15 protein-coding genes are annotated in these 21,699 nt (G+C 65.9%); 5 read left to right on the forward strand and 10 right to left on the reverse strand.

Going from position 1 to position 21,699, the window contains the following annotated elements:
- The first annotated feature begins 358 nt into the window (after positions 1-358).
- Positions 359-799 carry a hypothetical protein gene (locus RSO01_RS21710; protein WP_147151552.1) on the forward strand — a complete coding sequence of 147 codons (441 nt, stop codon included), beginning with the start codon at positions 359-361 and terminating at the stop codon, positions 797-799.
- A gap of 126 nt (positions 800-925) precedes the next feature.
- Positions 926-2,791 carry a dihydroxy-acid dehydratase domain-containing protein gene (locus RSO01_RS21715; protein ID WP_147151553.1) on the forward strand — a complete coding sequence of 622 codons (1,866 nt, stop codon included), beginning with the start codon at positions 926-928 and terminating at the stop codon, positions 2,789-2,791.
- A 40-nt stretch (positions 2,792-2,831) separates the two neighbouring features.
- Here RSO01_RS21715 and RSO01_RS21720 read toward each other — a convergent pair whose 3' ends face one another.
- The 7 genes from RSO01_RS21720 to RSO01_RS21750 form a co-directional block, all read right to left on the reverse strand.
- Positions 2,832-4,640, reverse strand: a complete 1,809-nt coding sequence (locus RSO01_RS21720; RefSeq protein ID WP_147151554.1) for a PHA/PHB synthase family protein — start codon at positions 4,638-4,640, stop codon at positions 2,832-2,834.
- A gap of 113 nt (positions 4,641-4,753) precedes the next feature.
- Positions 4,754-5,875 carry an ABC transporter permease gene (locus RSO01_RS21725; RefSeq protein ID WP_147151555.1) on the reverse strand — a complete coding sequence of 374 codons (1,122 nt, stop codon included), beginning with the start codon at positions 5,873-5,875 and terminating at the stop codon, positions 4,754-4,756.
- A gap of 5 nt (positions 5,876-5,880) precedes the next feature.
- Positions 5,881-8,628 (reverse strand): ribosome-associated ATPase/putative transporter RbbA, encoded by a 2,748-nt coding sequence (gene rbbA / locus RSO01_RS21730; RefSeq protein ID WP_147151556.1) that lies wholly within the window; start codon positions 8,626-8,628, stop codon positions 5,881-5,883.
- A gap of 2 nt (positions 8,629-8,630) precedes the next feature.
- Positions 8,631-9,740 (reverse strand): HlyD family secretion protein, encoded by a 1,110-nt coding sequence (locus tag RSO01_RS21735; RefSeq protein ID WP_147151557.1) that lies wholly within the window; start codon positions 9,738-9,740, stop codon positions 8,631-8,633.
- 43 nt (positions 9,741-9,783) lie between these two features.
- The gene (locus RSO01_RS21740) at positions 9,784-10,263 is read right to left on the reverse strand and encodes a DUF992 domain-containing protein (RefSeq protein WP_147151558.1); all 480 of its coding nucleotides are present in this window, start codon (positions 10,261-10,263) and stop codon (positions 9,784-9,786) included.
- A gap of 105 nt (positions 10,264-10,368) precedes the next feature.
- Positions 10,369-11,985, reverse strand: a complete 1,617-nt coding sequence (locus RSO01_RS21745) for a pyruvate, phosphate dikinase (RefSeq protein ID WP_147151559.1) — start codon at positions 11,983-11,985, stop codon at positions 10,369-10,371.
- Positions 11,982-13,910, reverse strand: a complete 1,929-nt coding sequence (locus RSO01_RS21750) for a hypothetical protein (RefSeq protein WP_147151560.1) — start codon at positions 13,908-13,910, stop codon at positions 11,982-11,984. The genes RSO01_RS21745 and RSO01_RS21750 overlap by 4 nt, the downstream gene beginning before the upstream one ends.
- A 476-nt stretch (positions 13,911-14,386) precedes the next feature.
- Between RSO01_RS21750 and RSO01_RS21755 the strand changes: the two genes are divergently transcribed.
- The 3 genes from RSO01_RS21755 (at position 14,387) to mgtA (ending at position 18,301) form a co-directional block, all read left to right on the forward strand.
- Positions 14,387-14,800, forward strand: coding sequence for a hypothetical protein (locus RSO01_RS21755; protein ID WP_147151561.1), 414 nt, complete (start codon positions 14,387-14,389; stop codon positions 14,798-14,800).
- 89 nt (positions 14,801-14,889) lie between these two features.
- Positions 14,890-15,708 (forward strand): phosphate ABC transporter ATP-binding protein PstB, encoded by an 819-nt coding sequence (gene pstB / locus RSO01_RS21760; RefSeq protein ID WP_147151562.1) that lies wholly within the window; start codon positions 14,890-14,892, stop codon positions 15,706-15,708.
- A gap of 61 nt (positions 15,709-15,769) precedes the next feature.
- Complete coding sequence (gene mgtA, locus RSO01_RS21765; RefSeq protein WP_147151575.1) at positions 15,770-18,301, forward strand: magnesium-translocating P-type ATPase; 2,532 nt, start codon at positions 15,770-15,772, stop codon at positions 18,299-18,301.
- Between the two features lie 30 nt (positions 18,302-18,331).
- Here the strand turns inward: mgtA and RSO01_RS21770 are convergent, their stop codons facing one another.
- From RSO01_RS21770 to RSO01_RS21780, 3 genes are read right to left on the reverse strand one after another with little or no spacing between them, the layout of a single operon-like run.
- A complete protein-coding gene (locus RSO01_RS21770) occupies positions 18,332-18,709 on the reverse strand; it encodes a thiol-disulfide oxidoreductase DCC family protein (RefSeq protein WP_147151563.1) in 378 nt (125 codons plus the stop codon).
- A 19-nt stretch (positions 18,710-18,728) separates the two neighbouring features.
- Positions 18,729-19,604, reverse strand: a complete 876-nt coding sequence (locus RSO01_RS21775; RefSeq protein WP_147151564.1) for a GNAT family N-acetyltransferase — start codon at positions 19,602-19,604, stop codon at positions 18,729-18,731.
- 12 nt (positions 19,605-19,616) lie between these two features.
- On the reverse strand, positions 19,617-21,686 hold the full coding sequence (locus RSO01_RS21780) for an NADH:flavin oxidoreductase (RefSeq protein WP_147151565.1): 2,070 nt from the start codon (positions 21,684-21,686) through the stop codon (positions 19,617-19,619).
- Positions 21,687-21,699 lie beyond the last annotated feature (13 nt).

Here is a 21,699-nt window from a genome sequence, read left to right on the forward strand (position 1 = left end):
CTTGCTGCACCGAGTGTTTGGCTCTTTGACCCGACCCAACTTCACATCGTAATCGACGCGTTCATGCCCGCGGGAGCGGACATAGGTGGGCATGACGTCGTCCTTTCAATGCCTTGTCGGTTCACGGCCCTTGAGCGCGCGGTAGCGTCGCGTGAGGCCCGACCGGAAGCGATACTTGGAATCGGGCGCCGCCGTCGGGATGGTTCGACGCGGCGATGATGCCGACTGGGTGACAGGACAGGTACTCGCCGTCGATGGCGGGCTCAGCGTCACGTGAGGGCGACCAATACCTTGGCACAGGGTGCCTTCGGCCTTCAGCCAGTCGATCCGATCAGCGTGGCGGGCCTAGTTTCAGCCGATGGACGAATCCCTAATTCCTGTCCTATCCGCGCTGGCCGGATCGGCGATCGGTGCCCTGGCGTCGTTCGTCTCGACCTGGATCACCCAGATCTCGCAGGCGCGGGCGGCGCGACGCATGCACGACCGCGCTCGCCGCGAGGAACTCTATGGCGAGTTCATCAGCGAAGCCTCGCGGCTGTTCGTCGATGCCTTCGAGCATGAGCTGGAGGACCCGGCGAAGCTCGTCCATCTCTATGCCATCGTCAGCACGATCCGCCTGTTCGGAAGTCCCGCGACCCTGCTCGAGGCGGAAAAGGTCATGACCCAGATCGGCGCGACCTACTTTGCGCCCAACAAGGACGTCCGGCTGTTCGCGGAAATCGCCCCCGCCGGCGACCTCGATCCGCTGTTCGCCTTCAGCAAGGCCTGCCGCGACGAGCTCAAGATCGCGCGGTCCTAGGCCGAAAGGCCCGCCCAGCGGTATTTTGGGCCCTCCCGGCCGGCCATTTTGACCGGTTGCAGGTCCAGGCCGGCTGGCGCATTTTCCCGCCCCGACCTCAGCCTCACCATGCCAAGGGCCTTTGCCATGACCTCGCGCACCGTCCTCATCGACCGCCATCCCGGCCGCAGCTCGCAGTCGATCGGCGTCGCGCGCGCGCTGGGCACCGATATCGACCTGATCCACGAGCCGTCGGTCGGCGTCGTCGGCACCAAGGGCGACAGCCAGTGCTACCTCGGGGTCATGTCGAAGGTCGACGCCATCCATAACGAGCTCAAGGGCCGCGTCGGCACCGGACAGGGCCAGCTCAAGCTCCGGCTGGTCCAGCCCGAATACACGATCGCCACCTCCGACGGCATCCGCAACGGCACGCGCGAGATGCGCTACTCGCTGATCGGCCGCGAGGTCACCAACGACGCGCTGTGCGAGCATCTCAGCGCCACCGGCCTCGCCGGCACCATCGCCGTCGTCGCCTGCGACAAGCCGCCGGTCGGCACGCTGGCCGCGTTGCTCGAGCACAACCGGCCGGCCATCATCATGTCGGACGGCTCGATCCACCCCGGCACCGACCCCAAGACGGGCGAGCCGATCGACCTCGTGACCGCCTATCAGGTCGCGGGCCATCCCGACGCCGAGTTTCGCCATCACATCGCCTGCCATGCCTGCCCCGGCATCGGCAGCTGCGGCGGCATCTTCACCTACAACACCATGCAGACCTTCATCGGCGTGGTCGGCATGCAGCCTCTGCACATGGTGGCGCCGCCGTCCGACGATCCGCGCCGGGTGAACGAGTTCCCCAAGGAGCTGGTCGGCCATCTCGAGAACCTGATGGCCAAGGACCTCAAGCCGCGCGACATCGTCGTGCGCGACTCGCTGCGCAACGCCACGATCGTGGCGATGGCGATCGGCGGCTCGACCAACGTGACCTTGCACGCGCCGGAGATCGCGCGCGCCGCGGGCTATGCCGACTTCTGGAAGGACATCATCACGCCGGAGGAGTTCAACTACCTCTCCCAGCACGTCGTGCCCGTGCTGACCGACGCGCGCCCCTACGGCAAGTATTCGATGGTCGACATCGACAATGTGGGCGGCATCCAGGTGATCGTGCGCGAGTTCCTGGACGCCGGCCTGCTCAACGGCGACGTGATGACCTGCACCGGCGAGACGCTGGCGGCCCAGGTCAAGCGGCTGGGCGCCAAGCATGCCGACGGCAAGGTGATCTACACCGTCGACAAGCCTTACAAGCCGACGGGCGGCTTGCGCGTGCTGGGCGGCAACCTGTCGCCGGACTTCTCCGCCATCCTGAAGCTCGCGGGCGTCGAGGGCGGCCTGGAGAACAACACCTTCCGCGGCAAGGCCCGCGTCTTCGAGGGCGAGCAGGACCTGCTCGACGCCCTCGACCAGGCGCCCGGGCAGTTCCAGAACCACGACATGGTCATCGTGCGCTACGAGGGGCCGAGCGGCGCGCCGGGCATGCCGGAGATGCTCGACCCGACGTCGCGCATCACGACGCTCTGCCGCGAGCGCGGCATCGTCGTCGGCCTGATGACGGATGCCCGCTTCTCGGGCGGCTCGGTCGGCCTGGTGATCGGCCATGTCGGCCCCGAAGCCGCGCTGGGCGGCCCGATCGCCTTCATCGAGAACGGCGACGAGATCGTCGTCGATCTCAACACCAACGAGCTGAACTGCCCGGCGCTCGCCGACCCGACCACCCTCGCCAAGCGCAAGGCGGCCTGGGAGAAGATCGTCGCCGGCAACGGCGGCATCCATCCCAACTGCGGCGCGGCCGACACCCGCCTGCTCCACCGCGCGCGCAGCACCGCCGTGCCCGCCACGCGCGGCGGCGGGTTGCATCCCAACCGCGAGATCTGGGTGCGCGATCCGCGCAAGGCGGAGCGCTCGGGCTTCAAGCTCAGCAACAGGCACCGGCCGCAGGCAAACAAGGTGTTCTAGTCTAGTGACCGACCGGAGCTGAGATCACCGGTCGGTTCACTCAGTCCTGCAGCACATAGATCCCTGGCGCATCACAGAGCGGTGCAAGGCCGCGTGACGGGCTGCCCATCGGCGGAGGATGGACCAAGCCGTCGGAATGCGCCTTGATCCAGGCACCGTAAGTCGGCCACCACGATCCATCGTGCCGCGGCGCGATGGCCAGCCAAGTTTCGGGATCGACGTAGCGATCTTCAGCCTTCTTGGTCATGACCTGATAGTGGCGCCCGGCATGGCCGACTTCCGATACGATGCCGGCATTATGGCCGCCGTTGGTCAGCAGGTAGGTGACCTCGGTATCGGCCAATAGATGGATCTTGTAGGTCGAGCGCCAGGGCGCCACGTGATCCCAGGCCGTGCCGACGGCAAATACCGGCGCTCTGATGTCGGTCAGCGCAACAGGACGCCCATCGACCATGTACCTGCCTTCGGCGAGATCGTTGTCGAGGAACAAGCGGCGCAGGTACTCGGAATGCATGCGATAGGGCAGGCGCGTGGCGTCGGCGTTCCAGGCCATGAGGTCGCTGAGAGGCTCGCGTTCGCCCATCAGGTAGCGCCGCAATGCCAGCGACCATAGAAGGTCGTTGGAGCGCAACATCTGAAAAGCTCCTGCCATTTGCTTGGCGTCCAGGAAACCCTGCTCCCACATCATGTCCTCGAGGAAGGCGATCTGGCTTTCGTCGATGAACAACATCAGTTCCCCGGCTTCGCTGAAGTCGGTCTGCGCCGCGAGCAGGGTCATGGTCCTGAGTCGAGTATCGCCGTCGCGCGCCATTGCGGCCGCCGCGATCGCAAGCAGCGTCCCGCCCAGGCAGTAGCCCATGGCGTGCACCTGTCGCTCGGGAGCGATCGATGCAATGGCGTTGAGCGCCGCCATCACCCCGAGGCGACGATAGTCCTCCATGCTGAGATCGCGGTCTTCGGCATCGGGGTTCTTCCAGGAGATCATGAACACCGTGAAACCCTGGCCGGTGAGATATCGCACCAGGGAATTCTGCGCCGACAGGTCGAGAATGTAGTACTTCATGATCCAAGCCGGTACGATCAGCACCGGCTCGGCATGGACCTGCTCGGTTGCCGGCTCGTACTGGATGAGCTCGATCAGCCTATTGCGAAAGACGACCTTGCCCGGAGTCGCGGCGATGCTGCGGCCGATCTCGTAGGCTTGGCTGCCGACCGGCTTCTTACCGCTGATCGCCCTTTCCCAATCCTCGAACAGGTGCTGCCAGCCGAGAAGGAAGTTCTGGCCGCCGCTCTGCAAGGTCCGCTGCAGAAGCTCGGGATTTGTCGGCAAGAAGTTCGAGGGTGAGAACATGTCGAGGAGCTGGCGACCGCCGAAGTTGACGATATCCTCATGATGGCGCGTCACACCGCGTATGTCCGAAGTGGCGTTGTGCCACCATTGCTGCTGCAGCAGGAAGCCCTGATAGAAGAGGTTGAACGGCGGGTGCTGCCAGACGTCGGCCGCGAAGCGACGATCCTGAGGCAACGGCTCGATGACGGCTGCGGCCTTGCCCGGCTGCAGCGCCTGCTGCGCGGCGAAGGCGGCAAAGCGCATCGACTTGCGCGCCATCTTGTCGGCCAATTGAAGGCGTTTCCCGGGTGCTGCGATCAGATGGACCAGCCAATCGAGATAGGCTGCGGAGATGGCTGCCGGCGACAGGCCCAGGGTGAACCGTGCCAGCGCGGCATGTAGCGATCGGTCGGTGATGTCCGACAGGGCGGTGACGACGTCGGAGTCTCGGGCGGCGGGCACCGGAGCGGCCGACGGGGGATCGTGCGGGATATTCTGACGCAAGCTGTGGTCGCTCATAGCTGCCTCTCCTCTATCGCGCAAAACTCGCGCGGATACGGCCGCTGGAGCATGATCTGGCACAACACTTCTCCCGAGTTCTGGCATATTCAGCCGGCAACGTTGCAATTCCGCTAACTCTGGACGGCGACGCTGCGGAAGCGCAGCAGTGCCAGGCCGAGAAACAGGCAGCCCATTGCAGCAACCGCCAGGTACTCCGGCCAGATCACATCGAACCCGGCCCCGCGATAGAGAATGGCCTGGGCAAACGACACGAAGTGGGTCGAGGGTGAGGTCTGCATGATCGCGCGCAGGAAGGGCGGCATGCTTTCAAGCGGCGTGTTGCTGCCCGACAGCATGTTCAAGGGGATCGCCACCAGCAGGAACAACAAGCCCAGTTGCGGCATGGTGCGGGCGATGGTCGCCAGGAATATTCCGACGGCCGTGGCGAAGAACAGGTAGAGCACAACACCGGCCATGAACAGTGGCACGGATCCGGCGAGGGGAACGGCCAGCAGCCGGCTGACGACGAGGTAGAGCGACAGGCCCACCGCGACGGTGATGACCAGGCCGTTGGCGAGGATTTTCGACATGGCGATTTCGAAGGGGCTGACCGGCATGGCCAGCAAGTGATCCATGGTGCCGTGCTCGCGCTCGCGCACCACGGCCGCTCCCGCCAGGATGATCGCCAGCATCGTCACGCTGTTGAGAATGCCCATGACGCTGGCGAACCAGGCGGTGGCGACATTGGGATTGAAGGCGATGCGCGTCGCGAGGTTGACGGGCGGTGGCCGCGAGTCGACGCTGCGGGAGACGAAATCGTCGATTTCCGTTTGGATGATCCGCTGCATATAGCCTGCGCCGATGCCCGCCTGCATCACGGCCGTCGCATCGACGGCGACCTGCAGCGCGGGCCTGCGGCCGCTCAGTACATCGCGTTCGAAGTGTGCCGGAATGTCGACGATGAAGGTGAAGCGACCGTTGTTCATCAGGTGATCGACTTCTGCGAGCTCGACCGGCTGTGCCGTCTTGAAGTACGGCGGCATGAACACCCGCGTGATACGGCGTGAGAGCTCGGAACGATCCTCGTCGACGATGCCGATCGAGGCATGGTGCAGCTCCTGCGTATTGCCCTGGGCCTGGGCGATGATGGCCAGGGAGAACGAGTAGATGACCAGCCCGAATAGGACCCAGTCACGAAAGAAGCTGCGCAGCTCCTTGGTGGCCAGCCAGAAGATCGTGGACAGGGTGCGCACGGCGATCACTTCTCCTGGCCGCGCAGCAGCACGAGACTGAGCAGCGTGAACGCCGGCACGAACGCCGCGAGAGCGAGCAGCTGGCCGGAAAGGTCGACGAAGCCCAGCCCCTTGGTGAAGGTCCCGACGCTCAGAGGCAGGAAATAGGTCATCGGGAACAGGTGTCCGAGGACGGCGCCGAAGCCGGTGATGGAAGAGACCGGGACCAGCATGCCGGCGAACATCGTCGCCGGCAGCACGGTGAGGATCGCAGTGCCGAACAGCGCCGCGATCTGGGTGCCAGTGAAAGCCGAGATCACCTGCCCGTAGGCGGTCGTCGTTGTGACATAGACCAGCGCGCCCAGTGCGAGCAGCAGGAAGCTGCCCTTCAGCGGCACGTCGAAGACGAAGAGTGCCATCAGGAAGAGCATCGCGAAACTGATCATCGCGACCGCAATGTAGGGAAGCTGCTTGCCCACCAGGAATTCGAGGCGGGTAACCGGCGTGACGTAGAGATTGACGATCGATCCCAGCTCCTTCTCCCGAACGACGGCGAGCGCCATGAGAATGGCGGGAATGAACGCGAGCTGAAAAGCGATCATCGCAGGCACCATGGCGTAGACGCTGTCGAAGTCCTGGTTGTAGCGGAACCTGACTTCGATGCTGGCCGCCGAGGTGCCTTTGGCATTCGCCGCATGACCCCGGATCGCACGGTCGGCGAGATACTGCTGATGAAGACCCTGGACGTATCCCCGGATGGTCTCGGCGCGAAACGGCATGGCCCCGTCGATCCAGACACCGACCTCGGTCTGTCGCAGCCGCTTCACGTCACGGCCGAAGCCCGGCGGGATCTCGACGGTGGCGGTGACCTCGCCTCTCTTGAGGCGATCCTGCAGATCGGCCGCGTCCTTGAGCGGCGGTTGTTCCCGGAAATAGGCCGATCCGCGCAGCTCTTCGACATAGGCGCGGCTTTCGTAGGTGTTGTCGCGATCGAGCACAGCAAAGGTGAGCGAGTCGACATCCGTGGTGATGCCGAATCCGAACACCAGCATGAGAAAGGCCGTGCCGCCGAGCGCGAACGCCAGTCGGATCGGGTCACGGAGGAGCTCCAGGGATTCGCGAACCGTGAAGGCCAGCATCCGGCGCACGCTGAACAGCCGTGACGGGTTCGCGGCAGATGGCGCCGCGAGGCGCGGCCGCTCGACCAAGGGAGATTCGCCCGGTGTCGTCGCCCGCGCTTGCGCCGCCTCCTCGAGATAGCCCACGAACGCGTCCTCGAGGTCCTCGGCGTCGCGCTGCCGCACCAGGGTCGCCGGGGCGCCGGTGGCCAGCACACGGCCCGCATCCATCAGCGAGATCCTGTCGCAACGCGACGCCTCGTTCATGAAATGTGTGGACACGAAGATCGTGACGCCCTGGTTGCGCGACAGATCGATCAGGAGCTCCCAGAAGGCATCGCGGGCGATCGGGTCGACACCCGACGTCGGCTCGTCGAGGATCAGCAGATCCGGTTGATGAACGATCGCTACGGCGAGCGATAGGCGCTGGCGGATTCCCAGCGGCAGGGTCGAGGTAAGCTGCCCGACATACTCGCCAAGCCCGAAGCGCCGGATCAGCTCTTCAATGCGACGCCGCGCCGGCTTCGCCGGCAGATGGAAAAGACGGGCGTGCAGGTCGAGGTTCTGCTGGACCGTGAGCTCGGTGTAGAGCGAGAAGGACTGCGACATGTAGCCGACGCGAGCCCGCAAGCCCAGGTCGGTTGCATCGATGGATCGTCCGAACAGCGCCGCGGTGCCGTCGCTTGCCGGCAAGAGACCGGTCAGCATCTTCATGGTCGTGGTCTTGCCGCAACCGTTGGAGCCCAGGAAGCCGAAGATCTCGCCGCGCTCGATGTCGAAATCGACATGGTCGACGGCGACGAAGTCGCCGAAGCGGCGCGTCAAACCATGCGCGACGATGACGCGTTCATGATCGAAGGCGCCCCGCGGTGGAATCTTCAATTCGCGATGGGCGTCCCTTAGCCCGTCGGGCAGCAGGCGAATGAAGGCCTCCTCGATCGTGGCCGCACCGGTTTCTGCCTTGAGCTGTGTAGGCGCGCCGCTCGCCAACACGCGGCCGGCATTCATGGCGATGAGCCAATCGAAGCTTTCCGCTTCCTCCATGTAGGCCGTCGCCACGAGAATGGTCATGCCGGGCCGGCGCGCGCGCATGCGCTGGACCAGTTGCCAGAACTGCCGGCGCGACAACGGATCGACACCCGTGGTGGGCTCGTCGAGGATAAGCAGGTCGGGATCGTGCATCAGGGCGCAGCACAGGCCGAGCTTCTGGCGCATGCCCCCCGAGAGCTGCCGTGCTAGGCGGTCTCGGAAATCGGCCAGCCCCGTGGCGCCCAGCAGCTCGTCGATCCGTGCAGCGCGCTCGTGACGATCCTGGCCAAACAGGCGACCGAAGAAGTCGATGTTCTCGCGCACGCTGAGCTCGGGATAGAGGTTTTTGCCCAGGCCTTGCGGCATGTAGGCAATGCGCGGGCAAATCGCGCGGCGATGGCGGACGCTCGCCATATCGCCGCCCAGCACCTCGACGCGGCCCTGCTGGATGCGCTTGGCGCCGGCGACGAGGCCCAGCAGCGACGACTTGCCCACGCCGTCCGGCCCGATCAGCCCGGTGACGAGCCCGGCGGGGATGTCGAGCGTGACGCCGTCGAGTGCCGCCACGCTGTTGTAATGGTGGCTGACGCCGTCGATGCGGACGGTGAAGGCGCCGGGGGCGGACATCCCTACGGCCTCCCTTGCAGGCGCTCCGGCCACTCCACCTTGTCGTCGAACCTGACATAGGCCACGCCCGGCAACCCGCTGTGCACGGCGTCGGCGTGGGCGCGCGACAGGCTCTGGTCGATGCGCACCCGCACGCGGAACATCAGTTTGTCGCGTTCGGTCTTGGTCTCAACCATCTTGGGTGTGAACTGCGCCTGCGAGGCGATGAAGCTCACTTTCGCCGGGATGGGCCGGTCGGCCCGGGCGTCGAGCACGATGCGCGCGTCGTTGCCGACATGGACTTGGCCGACCATCGCGGTCGGCAGGTAGATGTCCATGTAGACGTAGCCGACATCGAGCATCGTGAAGACCTTGCCGCCGGCGGGCAGGACTTCGCCGACATTGGCGATGCGATATTCGATGCGCCCATTCTTGGGGGCCATCAGCGTATTATCGGCGATGTTGACCTTGTAGAGCTCGACGTCGTGTTGGGCGGCATTGAGCACGGCTTCGGCGGCGAGCACCCGGGCATTGGCTGCCAGCTCGGCCGCCCGCGCGCCTTCGAGCTGCTGACGGCGCTGGTCGAACAGCTCGCGGGTGATCCAACCGTTCTTCAGCAGGGTCTCGGCGCGCTCCATTTGCTGCTGGGCCAGCACCACCTGCGTATGCATCTGGGCGACGTTTGCATTGGCTTCGGCGATCGCTTTGTTGGCCTGTTCGACCTGCGCCTCGGCCTTCTTGAGCGAGGCGTCGAGGTCTCTGGTATCCATGATGGCGAGGACTTGGCCCGCCTTCGCCATGTCCCCTTCCTCGACGCGCAGCTCCAGGATGCGACCGGCGAACTTGGTGGCAATATCGATCGGATCGGCTTCCAGCCGGCCATTGCCGTAGGCGATTCCGGCCGGCAGCGGGGGCGCCCGGTGCAGCCACCAGTAGGTTCCTCCGACCGCCGCGAGGGCCGCGACGAGCAGACCGAGGAGCAACCGTCGCAACCAACGCCCGACGTCCGCAGCGGCGGGCCTGGCGATCGCACGCTGCGGCGTCGGCGCGAGAACCAATGCTGCACCTGGCACTTGATCCTGACGGACGGGTTGCGCGACCGACGCCGCGCCGATGTCGCGGAGATCGTTCATGAGGCCACACCGCGATGGAACTACGGACGAAGACGCAACGACGCTACTTCACATAACGCAAGTCGACTTCGCCGATGCCGGCCGCGACGTTGAGGCCGATGCTGCCCTCCACGCTCACGGGCTGCAGGGAGATCTGCTTGTTGCTGCCGCCTACCAGCACATTGGCGCCGGCGCCCACTCCCACCGTGGCCGACGCAGTTCCGCCGGCATAGGAGCCGGTCAGGGCGCCGGTCCCGACATTGCCGGGAGCCAAGACGAGCCAGACCATCTGCGCTTCCTTGGTGAAGCCGATGTCGACGCCGAACTTCTTGATCGTACCGACGTAGCGCTCGGCAACGCCATTGCTTCGACTGAACAGGCAGGTGAGCTCCTTGGAGGAGCCGAATACGAAGCCGACGCCGCCTGCAACGGTACAAGTGAGGGAGCCGAGATTCACCCCCGACTTTGATTGCGCGGAGGCCGACGTTGCCGCGGCCGCCAACAGCACCAATCCCGCAGAGCCCCTGAGAATACGCTTAAACATGGTCCAAACTCCTATCTGGGGGAACGGATATCCATCACCCGTCTCTACTGTGCCTGAAGCGCAGAGCCGGCGTTTGAGGCAGGTCAAGCGCCGCTGGTGGTCTTCTCAGTTGCCTCCGCATGCCGCTGCCGGCGACATTCCGGCGGTGCTGCGCCAGCGCTCGACCTCGGCCAATTCTTCCGGCGGCCGAGAGACGATGTTGCGCTTGCCCAACACGACGGTGCCGACGTCGCCATCGAGCGACAGCCAATCCCCTTCGCGAAGGGGCGTACCAGCGATCGTCGCTTCGGCGCGCGTCTCGTCGATGGCCAGCGCCCGGCAGCCGACCAGGCAGACCTTGCCGAGCTGACGCGCCACCACGGCGGCATGAGCGGTACGTCCGCCCACCGTCGTCAGGATGCCGCTGGCGACGGCGAAGCCCGCGACATCTTCGGTCGAGGTGTCGGGACGCACCAGGATCACGGGAGCGCCATCCTGGGCCAGCTCCTTGGCTCGCGCCGAACTGAAGGCGACGCGGCCGCTTGCCACGCCGGGCGCCGCCGAAATCGCCTCGGCGGCTGGCGCCGCGTTGTCAGCGAAGCGCGACACGGCGAGCGCCGACAGGTCGAACGCGGCCAGCCGCGCCAATGCCGTGGGCCGGTCGATCAGGCCCTCGTGTACCATCGCGACCGCCAGGCTCAGCGCCGCAAGCGGCGTACGCTTGGCGCTGCGCGTCTGCAGGAAATAGAGATGTCCCTCCTCGACAGTGAACTCGACATCCTGTGCGTCGTGGCGCGTGCGTTCGATCAGCTTCACGCCGTCGATAAGCCGGCGTGCGACTTCAGGCAGGCGGGCCTGCAGGCGGCTCGCATCGACCGGCGTGCGCCGGCCCGAGACCACATCCTCACCTTGCGCGTCGAACAGGAAGTCGAGATAGGGCTCGTCCGCGCCGGTAGCAGGGTTGCGGCTGAAGATCACACCGGCGCCCGATCTCGGTCCGGAATTCCCGAACACCATGGCCTGCACCGTGATCGCGGTACCGCCGTCGTCGGAGATCCGGTTGAGCCGGCGATACTCGACGGCACGCGGCGACTGCCAGGACTGGAAGACGGCGCGCGCCGCCTGGGCGAGCTGCCGGCGGGGATCGTCGGGCACGGCGTGGCCCGCGCGCAGGGCAAGGTCGCGATAGGCCGTGGCGAGCCGCTCCAAGGCCTCGGAATCGAGCTCGGCCTCGCCCTCAACCTGCTCGCCCTTGACCATCTCAGCCAGCGCCTGGTCAAAGCGCGCGGCAGGCAGGCCGCCCACCACCTCGGCATGGGACTGGATCAGACGGCGCCAGGAATCGAAGGCGAGTCGTGGATTGCCGTTCAACCGAATGAGACCGTGCACGCTCTCTTCGTTGAGGCCAATGTCGAGCACTGTCTGCAGCATGCCGGGCATGGAGACGGCCGCCCCTGAGCGCGCGGAGACCAGAAGCGGCGCACGGCTGTCGCCGAAACGCCGCCCGGTGCGCTCCTCCAGCCAGGCGATGCCCTTGGCGAGGGCATTTTCCACGGCCGCGAGCGCTGCGCCCTCCCCCGCATTCGCACCGGCGCAGAGGGTGGTGGGCAGCACGAAGGCCGGCGGCACGTCGAGTCCGAGCTTCGCCATGTGCCAAAGCTCGGTGGCCTTGGAGCCGGCCAGCTCAGGCGTGACGGCCGGAGATGAAAAACCACTGGCGATAAAAAGGGGTTCTCGGGTCATCGCGACAGCTCCTCGAGCACACGGTCACGCAAAGAAAGAGCGGCGTGCGCAAGATGATCCGTTGCGCCCTCGAGCGCGCGCGCAAGCTCGAGGCCCAGCACCAGCGACCGGGCGTCGGCCGCGGGCATGCTCATCAGAGCGCCGATCGCGGTGCGCTCCGCCGCATCGGCGCGTCGTTCGGCCAGCGTAACGGCATCGATCGCCTGCAACGACGCCGCCGCGTCGAGGCGCTCGCCCTGAGGCAGGCGCGAAGCGGCCTCGGCGGCGCGGACGAGCTGACTGACACTGTCCACGACGATGTCCGCCAGATCGGCGAGCGCCGCGTAACTCGCCTTGGGATCGCCGGGCGGGGCGAGGCTCCACAGAAAGGCTGCTTCATCGAGCGCATCGGTCGCGTTCTCGACCTCGTCGACGGCGAGGCGCAGCATCTCGCCGCCCTGGATACGCGCGCATACCTCGCGGGCCTGCACGGTGAGACGGTCGGCCTTCTCCTCCATCTGCTTGGCGCGGCCCGCGAGCCAGGCGCGCTCGGCGGCCGAGGCGTCGCCTGCGCCGCCAACCCGTCCGGCAATGGCCGATGCGAGCGTCCGCGTGACGCCGAGGTGGCGCACCAGCAGCGTCAGCACGGCCGCCTCCGCCGTGTCGAACAACTGTGCCAGCTCGGCCTGGATCTCGTCGCGGATCAAACGCAGCGAGCGGCCGGCGCGCAAACCTTCGCTGGTCTGGCGCAGCACCCGCCTCAGGAACTTTGCGCACTCCGCCGAGCCCAGCGTTGCATCGAGGCGGGCACCGTAGGGAATGCGGCCGACGGCGGTGCGTCGGACGGCCTCGTAGACGAGATCGGCGCCTCCAAGCTCGAGGAAAGCGCGGTGGCCATGGTCGTGCGCCGCAGCCCAGCTCAGGATGTCGACGACCTCGTGCTTGCCGGCGAAGGTCTGCAGCGACTTGCGTGCCTTGTTCCAGTCGATCAGGAACACCAGGCGCGACCCAAGGTACTCCAGGAAGCCCAGCATCGCCGCCTCGTCGGTGAAAGCGCGACGGCCGGTGATCAGGTAGAAGACATCGTCTTCCATGCCGTGCGCGGCCTTCTCGGCGAGGGGACTCCAATCGACACCGTCGAACATCGCCATGAAGAACCGGGCGCGCCCGCGATGCACGTCGGTGTACGTGATGGTGACGGTGTCGTCTGAGACATGCACGACCAGCACATGCGCCTCTGTCTCACCGATGTCGTTTTGTATGATGAGCCGTCCGTTGGACCGCACGGCACTGGTGCCGAGCCCCGGATGGCCGAAGGCCAGGACGGCTGTGCGCTGCAAGCCGGCCATGAAGGCCTTTATGCGAGGCCGGTCGGCGGGATCGACGTGATGGACGTGCGCACCGTCGATCTCCTCCAGAGCCGACTCGGCCGCCAAGGCGTTGATCGCCTTGTGGGTGTCCATGACAACAAGATGCAGGCTGTCGGGGCCGTCGCGGCGGGCTGAGGCCATCGCCTGAATGTCACGCGGCGCCAGCTCGTCGCGCTCCGCCTTGGGCAAGGCATCGAGCACCGTGGTGCAACGGCGATCGAGTTCTGCGAAGGAAGGCGAGCTCGCGGCGCGCAGGGGGGCAAGCATGCTGTCGAGGTCGCATGCCAAACCGGTCACCAAGGTCCGGGCACCCGGGATGTGCAGGCGATCGGGCGCCAGCGCTTGCGCTCCCACAACGGTCGCATCGAACTGCGGGTCGCCAAGGCCCGCCGCGCGGCGCTCGGTTGCCAACGAATTCACCGCGCGGGCGGGGTTGGCCGCGTGCGCCGCTGCCTCTTGTAACAAGGTGAGGCCGAGTTTCAGCCTATCGTTCGCGGCCAAGGCGTCGGCCAGTAACGTTGGCACCAGCAAGGAACTGTCGCCGAGCTCTTGGACAATCTGGACTTTCTTGGTCATCCGTTCACCTGTTCTCTGGATGATCGATAGATCAATGCCGCGGCACGTCCCTTGATGCAGGTCAGAATAATTCCTCGCCCAATGTGAACATTGCGTGATGCCGCCAGCGGGATGTGCCGCGAATGGGGGCACATGAGACATCGGGCGACAGGTCTCTTACAGGCATGTTTGCGTGCCGTGACAGTGCACATCTTATAGTTGCTCTGCCTCAAGGTGATCAGGGCGCCTTTCCCATAAATCCATCGCCGCTTGGGCGTGGCCGAAACGCGCGACAGCTGTCCCGGCGAAAGTCTCGGGTTTCTTCCAATATGCCAGAAAGCGCGATGTAACGCTTCTTTCATGGAGTCTGACATGGTGTTCAAGATCGCCAAGTGTTCAGCAATTGCAGGGCTTTCGACGGCGATGTCCGGCGGAGTCGTTCCGCGGAACGTGCTATCTATAGTTGCATATGCCACCATCACCATCGACTGACATCGATGGGACTGCTGGCCGCGATGCTGGCGGCAGGTGTCGCGAGCGACGCCTCCGCCCAACCTGTCGCCGCACTGGTCGACCCGCAAACCCCGATGCAGGCGCCAGCCAAGCCGATGACGCCGGAGCGGGCGGCATGGCTGAAGAAGCGCTGTTCCCAGCTTGTAGCCTTCTTCGACTACTATGGCGTCAGCCGCGGCGAGAACTCCGACGGTGCGCGCAACCACACACGCATTGGCGCCGTCATCGAATGCGAGCGCACCCAGTATCGCACGGGTATCGACACCATGGCCGGTTTGTTGAATCGCAAGGCGTTCACCATTCCGAAGCCCGGCACGCCGGCCGTCGAGCCGGAGGATGTCGAAGCGCCGGACATCACCAATCCAACCCGGACATTCGTGTTGACCTTGGAACGCTAGGGTTCATCGACGTCAGACAGCCCGGAGGACGCCTGGCGTCGAACCCTTCGGCCATTTCCCCCGACTATGCCTTGAAGCAGGAGCGCACGATGTCCCCCACGATCACGCCAAGTGTCAAAAGGGATTCACTGCCACCAGACTCGTTGTCGCCGCGTGAGAAGATCAGCGTGCACAAGCTGAACTTCTACTACGAGAACGGCCATCGTGCGCTCAAGGACGTCTCGGTGCCGATCCATGAACACCGCGTGACAGCCTTCATCGGGCCATCAGGCTGCGGCAAATCGACTTTGCTGCGCGTATTGAACCGCATGCACGACCTTCATCCCGGCCAACGCGTGGACGGAGAGGTCCTGCTCGATGGCGAGGATATCCTGGGCAGGCATCAGAACGTCGAAGGGCTGCGGCTGCGCATCGGCATGGTGTTCCAGAAGCCGTCGCCGTTTCCGATGTCGGTCTACCAGAACGTCGCCTTCGGTGTCGCATTGCATCGGCGCTTGGCAAAGGCCGATCTGGAGGTCGCAGTGGAGTCGGCGCTGCGCCGCGCGGCTCTATGGGAGGAAGTGAAGGACAGGCTCGGCAAACACGGCACCGAGCTTTCGGGCGGCCAGCAGCAGCGCCTGTGCATCGCTCGCGCCATCGCCCTGCAGCCCGATGTGCTGCTGCTCGATGAGCCGTGTTCCGCGATCGACCCGATCTCAGCCGCCAAGATCGAGCAGACGATCCTCGATCTTGGAGCAGACCATACGGTCGCCATCGTGACCCACAACTTGCAACAGGCGGCTCGGGTGTCCGACTATGTCGCCTTCACGTACTTGGGCGAGCTCGTCGAATTTGACATGGCCGGGCAGGTTTTCACGGCGCCCAAGGATACGCGCACACGGAATTTCGTCACCGGGCGGTTCGGTTGACCACCCAAGCACGCCTGCTGCCTCCTTGACCTGCGTCAAGTCTGACGTCGCTCTGCTTACTATGGTGCCGATACACGTGAACCTCTCTGCGCCCTTCTGGACAGTCGACAAGGAGACGCTTTGCCGTCGGCTTGATTGCAGCGGCAGCGGGCTTGACGGCGCCGAGGCTGCCGCCCGGCTTGCCCGCTACGGCGCCAACACCGACACCGCCCCTCCCCGCCTTGGCGTTGTGCGCGCAATCCTACGCCGTTTGCTGGAGCCCCTTTGCCTGATCCTGATGGCCGCTGCCGCGGTATCGGTAGCCACCGGCGACCAGATCGGCGGGATCATCATTGCGACGATCCTGGCGATGTCGATCGGCCTCGATACGCTCCAGGAAGGTCGTGCGGCCAAGGCCGCTGAAATGCTGCGGCAGTCGGTGGCATTGAAGGCCGAAGTCAGACGCGACGGCGCCTTCGTCGAGATTCCCACTGACAGGGTCGTGCCAGGCGACGTGGTGCGCATCCGCGCTGGCGACATCGTGCCGGCGGATGGTCTGTTGCTGCAAGCAAGTGCCTTCACCACGGGCGAGGCGGCACTGACCGGAGAGCCCTACCCCGTCGAAAAGCGCAGCGGACTGGTCAGTTCGCACAATGCGGCCGAAGCCACCAACGCAGTGTTCCGAGGATCCGTAGCCCAGACCGGCGAGGCTTTGGCATTGGTCGTCGGTACGGGGCCTTCAACTCTCTTCGGCACCGCCGCCGCTGCTCTTGCCGAGGACCAGGCACCGTCCCCATTCCAGCGGGACCTTCATTCCCTCGGCTTGCTGATCGCCCGACTGTCCATCGCCCTGATTGTGGTCGTGTTCGCCGCGAACGTCCTCTTTGGCCGACCGATATTGCAGTCGCTGATGTTCTCGGTGGCACTCGCCGTCGGGCTTACTCCCGAGCTTCTGCCGATGATCACCACCGTCACCTTGACACGCGGCGCGCTGCGCATGGCCGCGCGCAAGGTCATCGTGAAGCGCCTCGCGGCGATCCACGACCTGGGGTCCATGACCGTGCTGTGCACGGACAAGACCGGAACCCTTACGTCCGCGCAAATCACCTTGGCCCAGAGCCTCGATGCCGACGGCCAACAGAGCGATCGCCCCGCGACCCTCGGTGCGATGGCCGCGCGGCTCGGTGGCGATCGCGGCACGCTCGACGCCGCGCTGATTGCGGGCACAGGGCACACGGAACCGGCGTGGATGCTCCTGTACCGTCGTGCCTTCGATTTCCACCGGCGTCTCGGATCGGTTCTCGCCGAAGGGCCGGACGGCAAGCTCCTGGTCGTCAAAGGGGCACCGGAGGCGGTGCTGGCCTTGTGTGCGGCAGTGCGTCGCCCGACCGGCATCCTGCCGATGACCGAGGTTCAACGTGCCGGAATCCAACAGCAGGTGCGGGCGCTTGCCGAGCAAGGCCTTCGATCGGTGGCCGTGGCCTCGCGCGCGTGGTCCGCCGATTCGCGCGAGCTGGAAGCCGACGACGAAACCAACCTGGTCTACGAAGGCATCTGCACTTTTGCCGACCCGCCGAAACCCACCTGCACCGCCGCCGTCACCCGGCTGGCGGCCGCCGGCGTCCGGGTGAAGATACTGTCCGGCGATGACCCCATCGTGGTCAGACGGCTGGCCGCGTTGGTCGGTCTCAATGCGTCGACCGTCCTCTCGGGCTCCGACATTGCGCGGCTGAGCGATGAAGCACTCGCGGTCCAAATCCGCACGGCCGACGCGTTCGGGCGTTTGGCACCGGATCAGAAGTCGCGGCTGGTCAAGGCGTTGCAGGCAAATGGCGAAACGGTGGGCTTTCTCGGCGACGGGATTAACGACGCACCTGCCCTGAAAGCGGCCGACATCGGTCTCTCCGTCGACGGGGCAACCGGCGTGGCTCAGGCGGCCGCGGACATGATCCTGCTCGCGCCCGATCTGGAGGTAGTCGCCGACGGCATCCAGGAAGGCCGGCGGACCTTCGCCAACATCCTGAAGTACGTTCGCATGGGCGCCAGTTCAAACTTCGGCAACATGTTGTCGATGGCCGCGGCTTCGGTCTTCCTGCCGTTCCTGCCGATGCTGCCCATCCAGATCCTGCTGAACAATCTTCTCTACGATTTTTCCGAGATCGGCATTCCCTTCGACACGGTGCGGCCCGAGGCGACGGCAAAGCCGCAGGTCTGGGATCTGCGTAGGTTGATGCGCTTTGCCGGTGTCATGGGCCCTGTGTCGTCAATCTTCGATCTGCTGACCTTCACAGGCCTGTTGCTGATCTTCCAGGTCACGCCGGAGCAATTCCGCACCGCCTGGTTCGTCGAATCGATGGCAACCCAGATCCTGGTCATCTTCATCATTCGCACGGCGGGTCGCCCGTGGAGCAACCCGCCTCATCCGACATTGACGGCCTCGTCGCTCATTGCTCTGGGGGTGGCGCTGATCCTGCCCTTCTCTCCGGTGGCCGAGTGGTTCGAGTTCACGACGCTTCCTGCGGGAGTCTTGGTCGCCATCGGACTGCTGGTTTGCTTCTATCTGATCGCCGCTGAGCTACTGAAGCGAATCGCCATTCTCGAGCGAGATCGATGATCTCCGATCGTTCTTGCAACGTGGCGGCACCTACCAGTGGCCTTTGCGCCGGTTCCAGGCGTAGAGGACGTCGGCGAAGCGGTCATAGACAAAACGGGCGATCTGGCGCGCGATCGGCAGGCCTGTCAGCCGACCGAGCCATGCGTCTCCCGGTGTGCGCAGCCAGGCCTCGATGGCGCAGTCGGCACCGACGAACAGCCGCCCTTCAGCGTCGACCGCGTGCAGCCGGCGGCGCACGTCCTCGATCCCGGCCCCGAAGCGGGCGAGAGCGGCCGGCTCGAGATTGATGTCGCGGAACTCGATGGCGCCGGCGCGGGCGGCGCGCACCAGCCGATTGCGTTGCCAGTTGATGCCGCCGTCGCAGACCGGGCATTTGGTGTTGTACCAAACGACGAGTCTTGAACGCATCGACGGGTCCTTTCCGACTTCAGCCCCAGGCCTGAAGAGCCAGACCGAAGCGCCGCGGCCCCTTGCGTATCTCGGGCCAGCGGCCGCGCAGCATGATCGTCACTGTGTCGATGGCCGGCAAGCCTGCCTGCGTCAGCCAGGCCGCGAGACGCCCGGCATCTGCGTCGATGTCCACGCGCAGCACGCCGCTTGGCGCTGCCTTGGCGGCAGCGGCCACGAGGGCGATGGCCTCGTCTTCGCCTGGCGCCACGACCGGGCCGATGATCGCGCCGCGGCCGAAGGCTCGCAGCACGGCGAAACCCGACGGCAGTCCGGCGCGCTCGACCAGCCAAGCCTCGCCGTTCACCAGGAGCCGGCTGATGAGCGCAGACCGATCGGCACCGAAGGCCGCGGCGTCGAGGGCGCACAGCGCCGCATGATCCGCCGGTAGGGCGCGACGCACGGCAACGTTCGGCGCGGACGGCAGGACCGGTGCGTCGTCGAACCACGCCTGATGCTGGCGGACGAAGCCGGTCGAGACGAAACCCAGCTTCTTATAGAGCTCCAGCCCTTCGGCCGTCGCATTCAGCATCAGCGCGCGCGGGCTCAAGTCGTCGATCAGCGCCGTCATCAGGGCGCGGCCGATGCCCCTGCCCTGGCAGTCAGGCGCGACCAGCACCAAGCCGATGGTGCCGACATCGCCGAAGCTCCAGCGCAGGCCGACGCCGACGGTGAGCCCCGCCGCGTCGACGGCAACGCTGCCGGCGCTCAGCGCGAAGAGTTGCGCGCAATCCTCCAACCGATGAGGCCACGACATCTGCCGGGACAGCCGATGCATTGCCACGACATCGCCGGCCTGCATCGGCCGCAGCGTCGTCCTGGCGCCGGCGGGGCGCACGCGAAGATCGTTGTTCATGAGTGCCGACTATCACAGGGTCATGCAGAGCCGCAGGGCGTCGTAAATCGCCGCATGGACGCTGCGGCTGCTGACGGCATCGCCGATGCGGTGCAGCTCGAAGGCGCCGTCGCCGGGAGGTGTCGGAAGCTGCGGCTCGCCGTCGAGCAGGGCGTCGATGTCGGTGATCCCGTCGTTGATCGAGCCGGCGCGCAGGGCCTCGAAGGTCTCGACGATCGGCGTGGTGCCATTCTCGATCACGATCTGCGGCGCCCGCATCTCCACCAGCTCGCCCGTCAGCTCGTGCCGGAAGGTCGCGACCAGGCCGTTGCCCGACGGCCGCACGCGCTCTAGCTGATGGTCGATGGTGATGCGCACGCCATGCTCGGCGAAGCGCTTTCGGTAGACGACGCGGGCGTTGTACTCCATCTCCGCGCCCATGCTGTCGTCGAGCGTGACGAACTGGACGTCACGGCCCTGCTCGGCAAGATGCAGCGCACACGACACCGCCTGATGTCGGCCGGTTCCGTCGTAGACGAGGACTTCGTCCTTGGCGGTGGCGTCGCCGGAGAGAATGTCCCACACCGTGGTGCAATGTTCCCAGCCGTCGAGCCAGCCGGCATCGGGCACGCCGCCGGTGGCGATGATCACGGCATCGGGCTTTTCGGCTAAAACGTCGTCGGCCATGGCGTAGGTGTTGAGGCGGACGTCGACGCCCAGTCGCGCCAGCTCGGCGGCGCGCCAGTCGACGATGGCGACAAGGTCGCGACGCCAGGTCGCGCGCACCGCCAGCAGCAGCTGTCCACCGAGCCGATTGGCGGCCTCGAACAACACGACCTTGTGGCCGCGCTCGGCGACGACGCGCGCCGCCTCGAGCCCGGCCGGCCCGCCACCCACGACCACGACCTTGCGGCCGGGCCGCGGCGAGGGCTGCACGATCTGCGGCAGGATCTGCTCGCGCCCGGTCGCCGGATTGTGGATGCAGGCGAGCTTTTTATACATGCAGTGCGAGGCGCCGACGCAGGGCCGGATGCGCTCCTCCTCGCCGCGCATCAGCTTGTTGACGATCTGCGGATCGGCCATGTGGGCCCGCGTCATCGCCACCATGTCCAGAAGACCCTCGGCGATGGCATGGCGCGCGGTGGCGATATCGGGGATGCGCGCGGCATGAAAGACCGGCAAGCCAACCTCGCGCTTGAAAGCGCCGACCGAGGACAGGAACGGCGCCAAGGGCTGCGACATGCCGGGCATGTTGTGCTCGGCCAGCGCCAGGTCGGTATCCATGCGGCCGAAGATGGCGTTGAAGAAGTCGATATGGCCCTCGCGCTCGAACAGCCGGGCGAGCGCCACGCATTCCGCGAAGCCGATGCCTTCCTCGATGTCCTCGTCGACCACGAAGCGGATGCCGACGATGTAGTCGTCGCCGACCCGTTTGCGAATGGCCTCGTGCACCATCAGGCCAAAGCGCGCGCGGTTCTCCAGCGAACCGCCGAAGCCGTCGGTGCGCCGATTGGTGCGCGGCGACAGGAACTGGCCGATCAGATGGCCGCCGGTCACGGTCTCGCAGCCATCGAGCCCGCCCTCCTTGCAGCGCACGGCCGCCGCGGCGTAGTCGGCGATGATGCGATCGATGTCGCTGCGGTCCATCTCGCGCGGGAAGTCGCGATGGCGGCGCTCGCGGATCGGGCTCGGCGCCAGGGTCGGCAGCCAGTTCATGGCGGCCGAGGTGGCGCGCCGGCCGAGGTGGGAGATCTGGCACATGATCGCGGCGCCATGACCGTGGATGCGCGACGAGAAGGCCTGCAGGTCGGGGATGATGGCGTCGCTCGACATGTCGATCTGGCCGCCGCCCCAGCTCGAATCGCGCGCCACCATCGAGGAGCCGCCGAACATGGTGAGGGCGATGCCACCCTTGGCCTTCTCCTCGTGATAGCGCTGGTAGCGCTCCTTGGGCATCCCGCCTTCGTCGATCGTGGCGGCGTGGCTGGTGCTCATGATGCGGTTGCGCAGGCTGAGCCCCTTCAGGCGAAAGGGCTGCAGCAACGGGTCGCGCAGGCGCGGCGGCGCCTTCTCCAGGAGATCCGATGTATGGGTGTTCGGCATGGCTACGCTCTCT

This window comes from Reyranella soli, from assembly GCF_007992495.1.
Classification (GTDB): Bacteria; Pseudomonadota; Alphaproteobacteria; order Reyranellales; family Reyranellaceae; genus Reyranella; species Reyranella soli.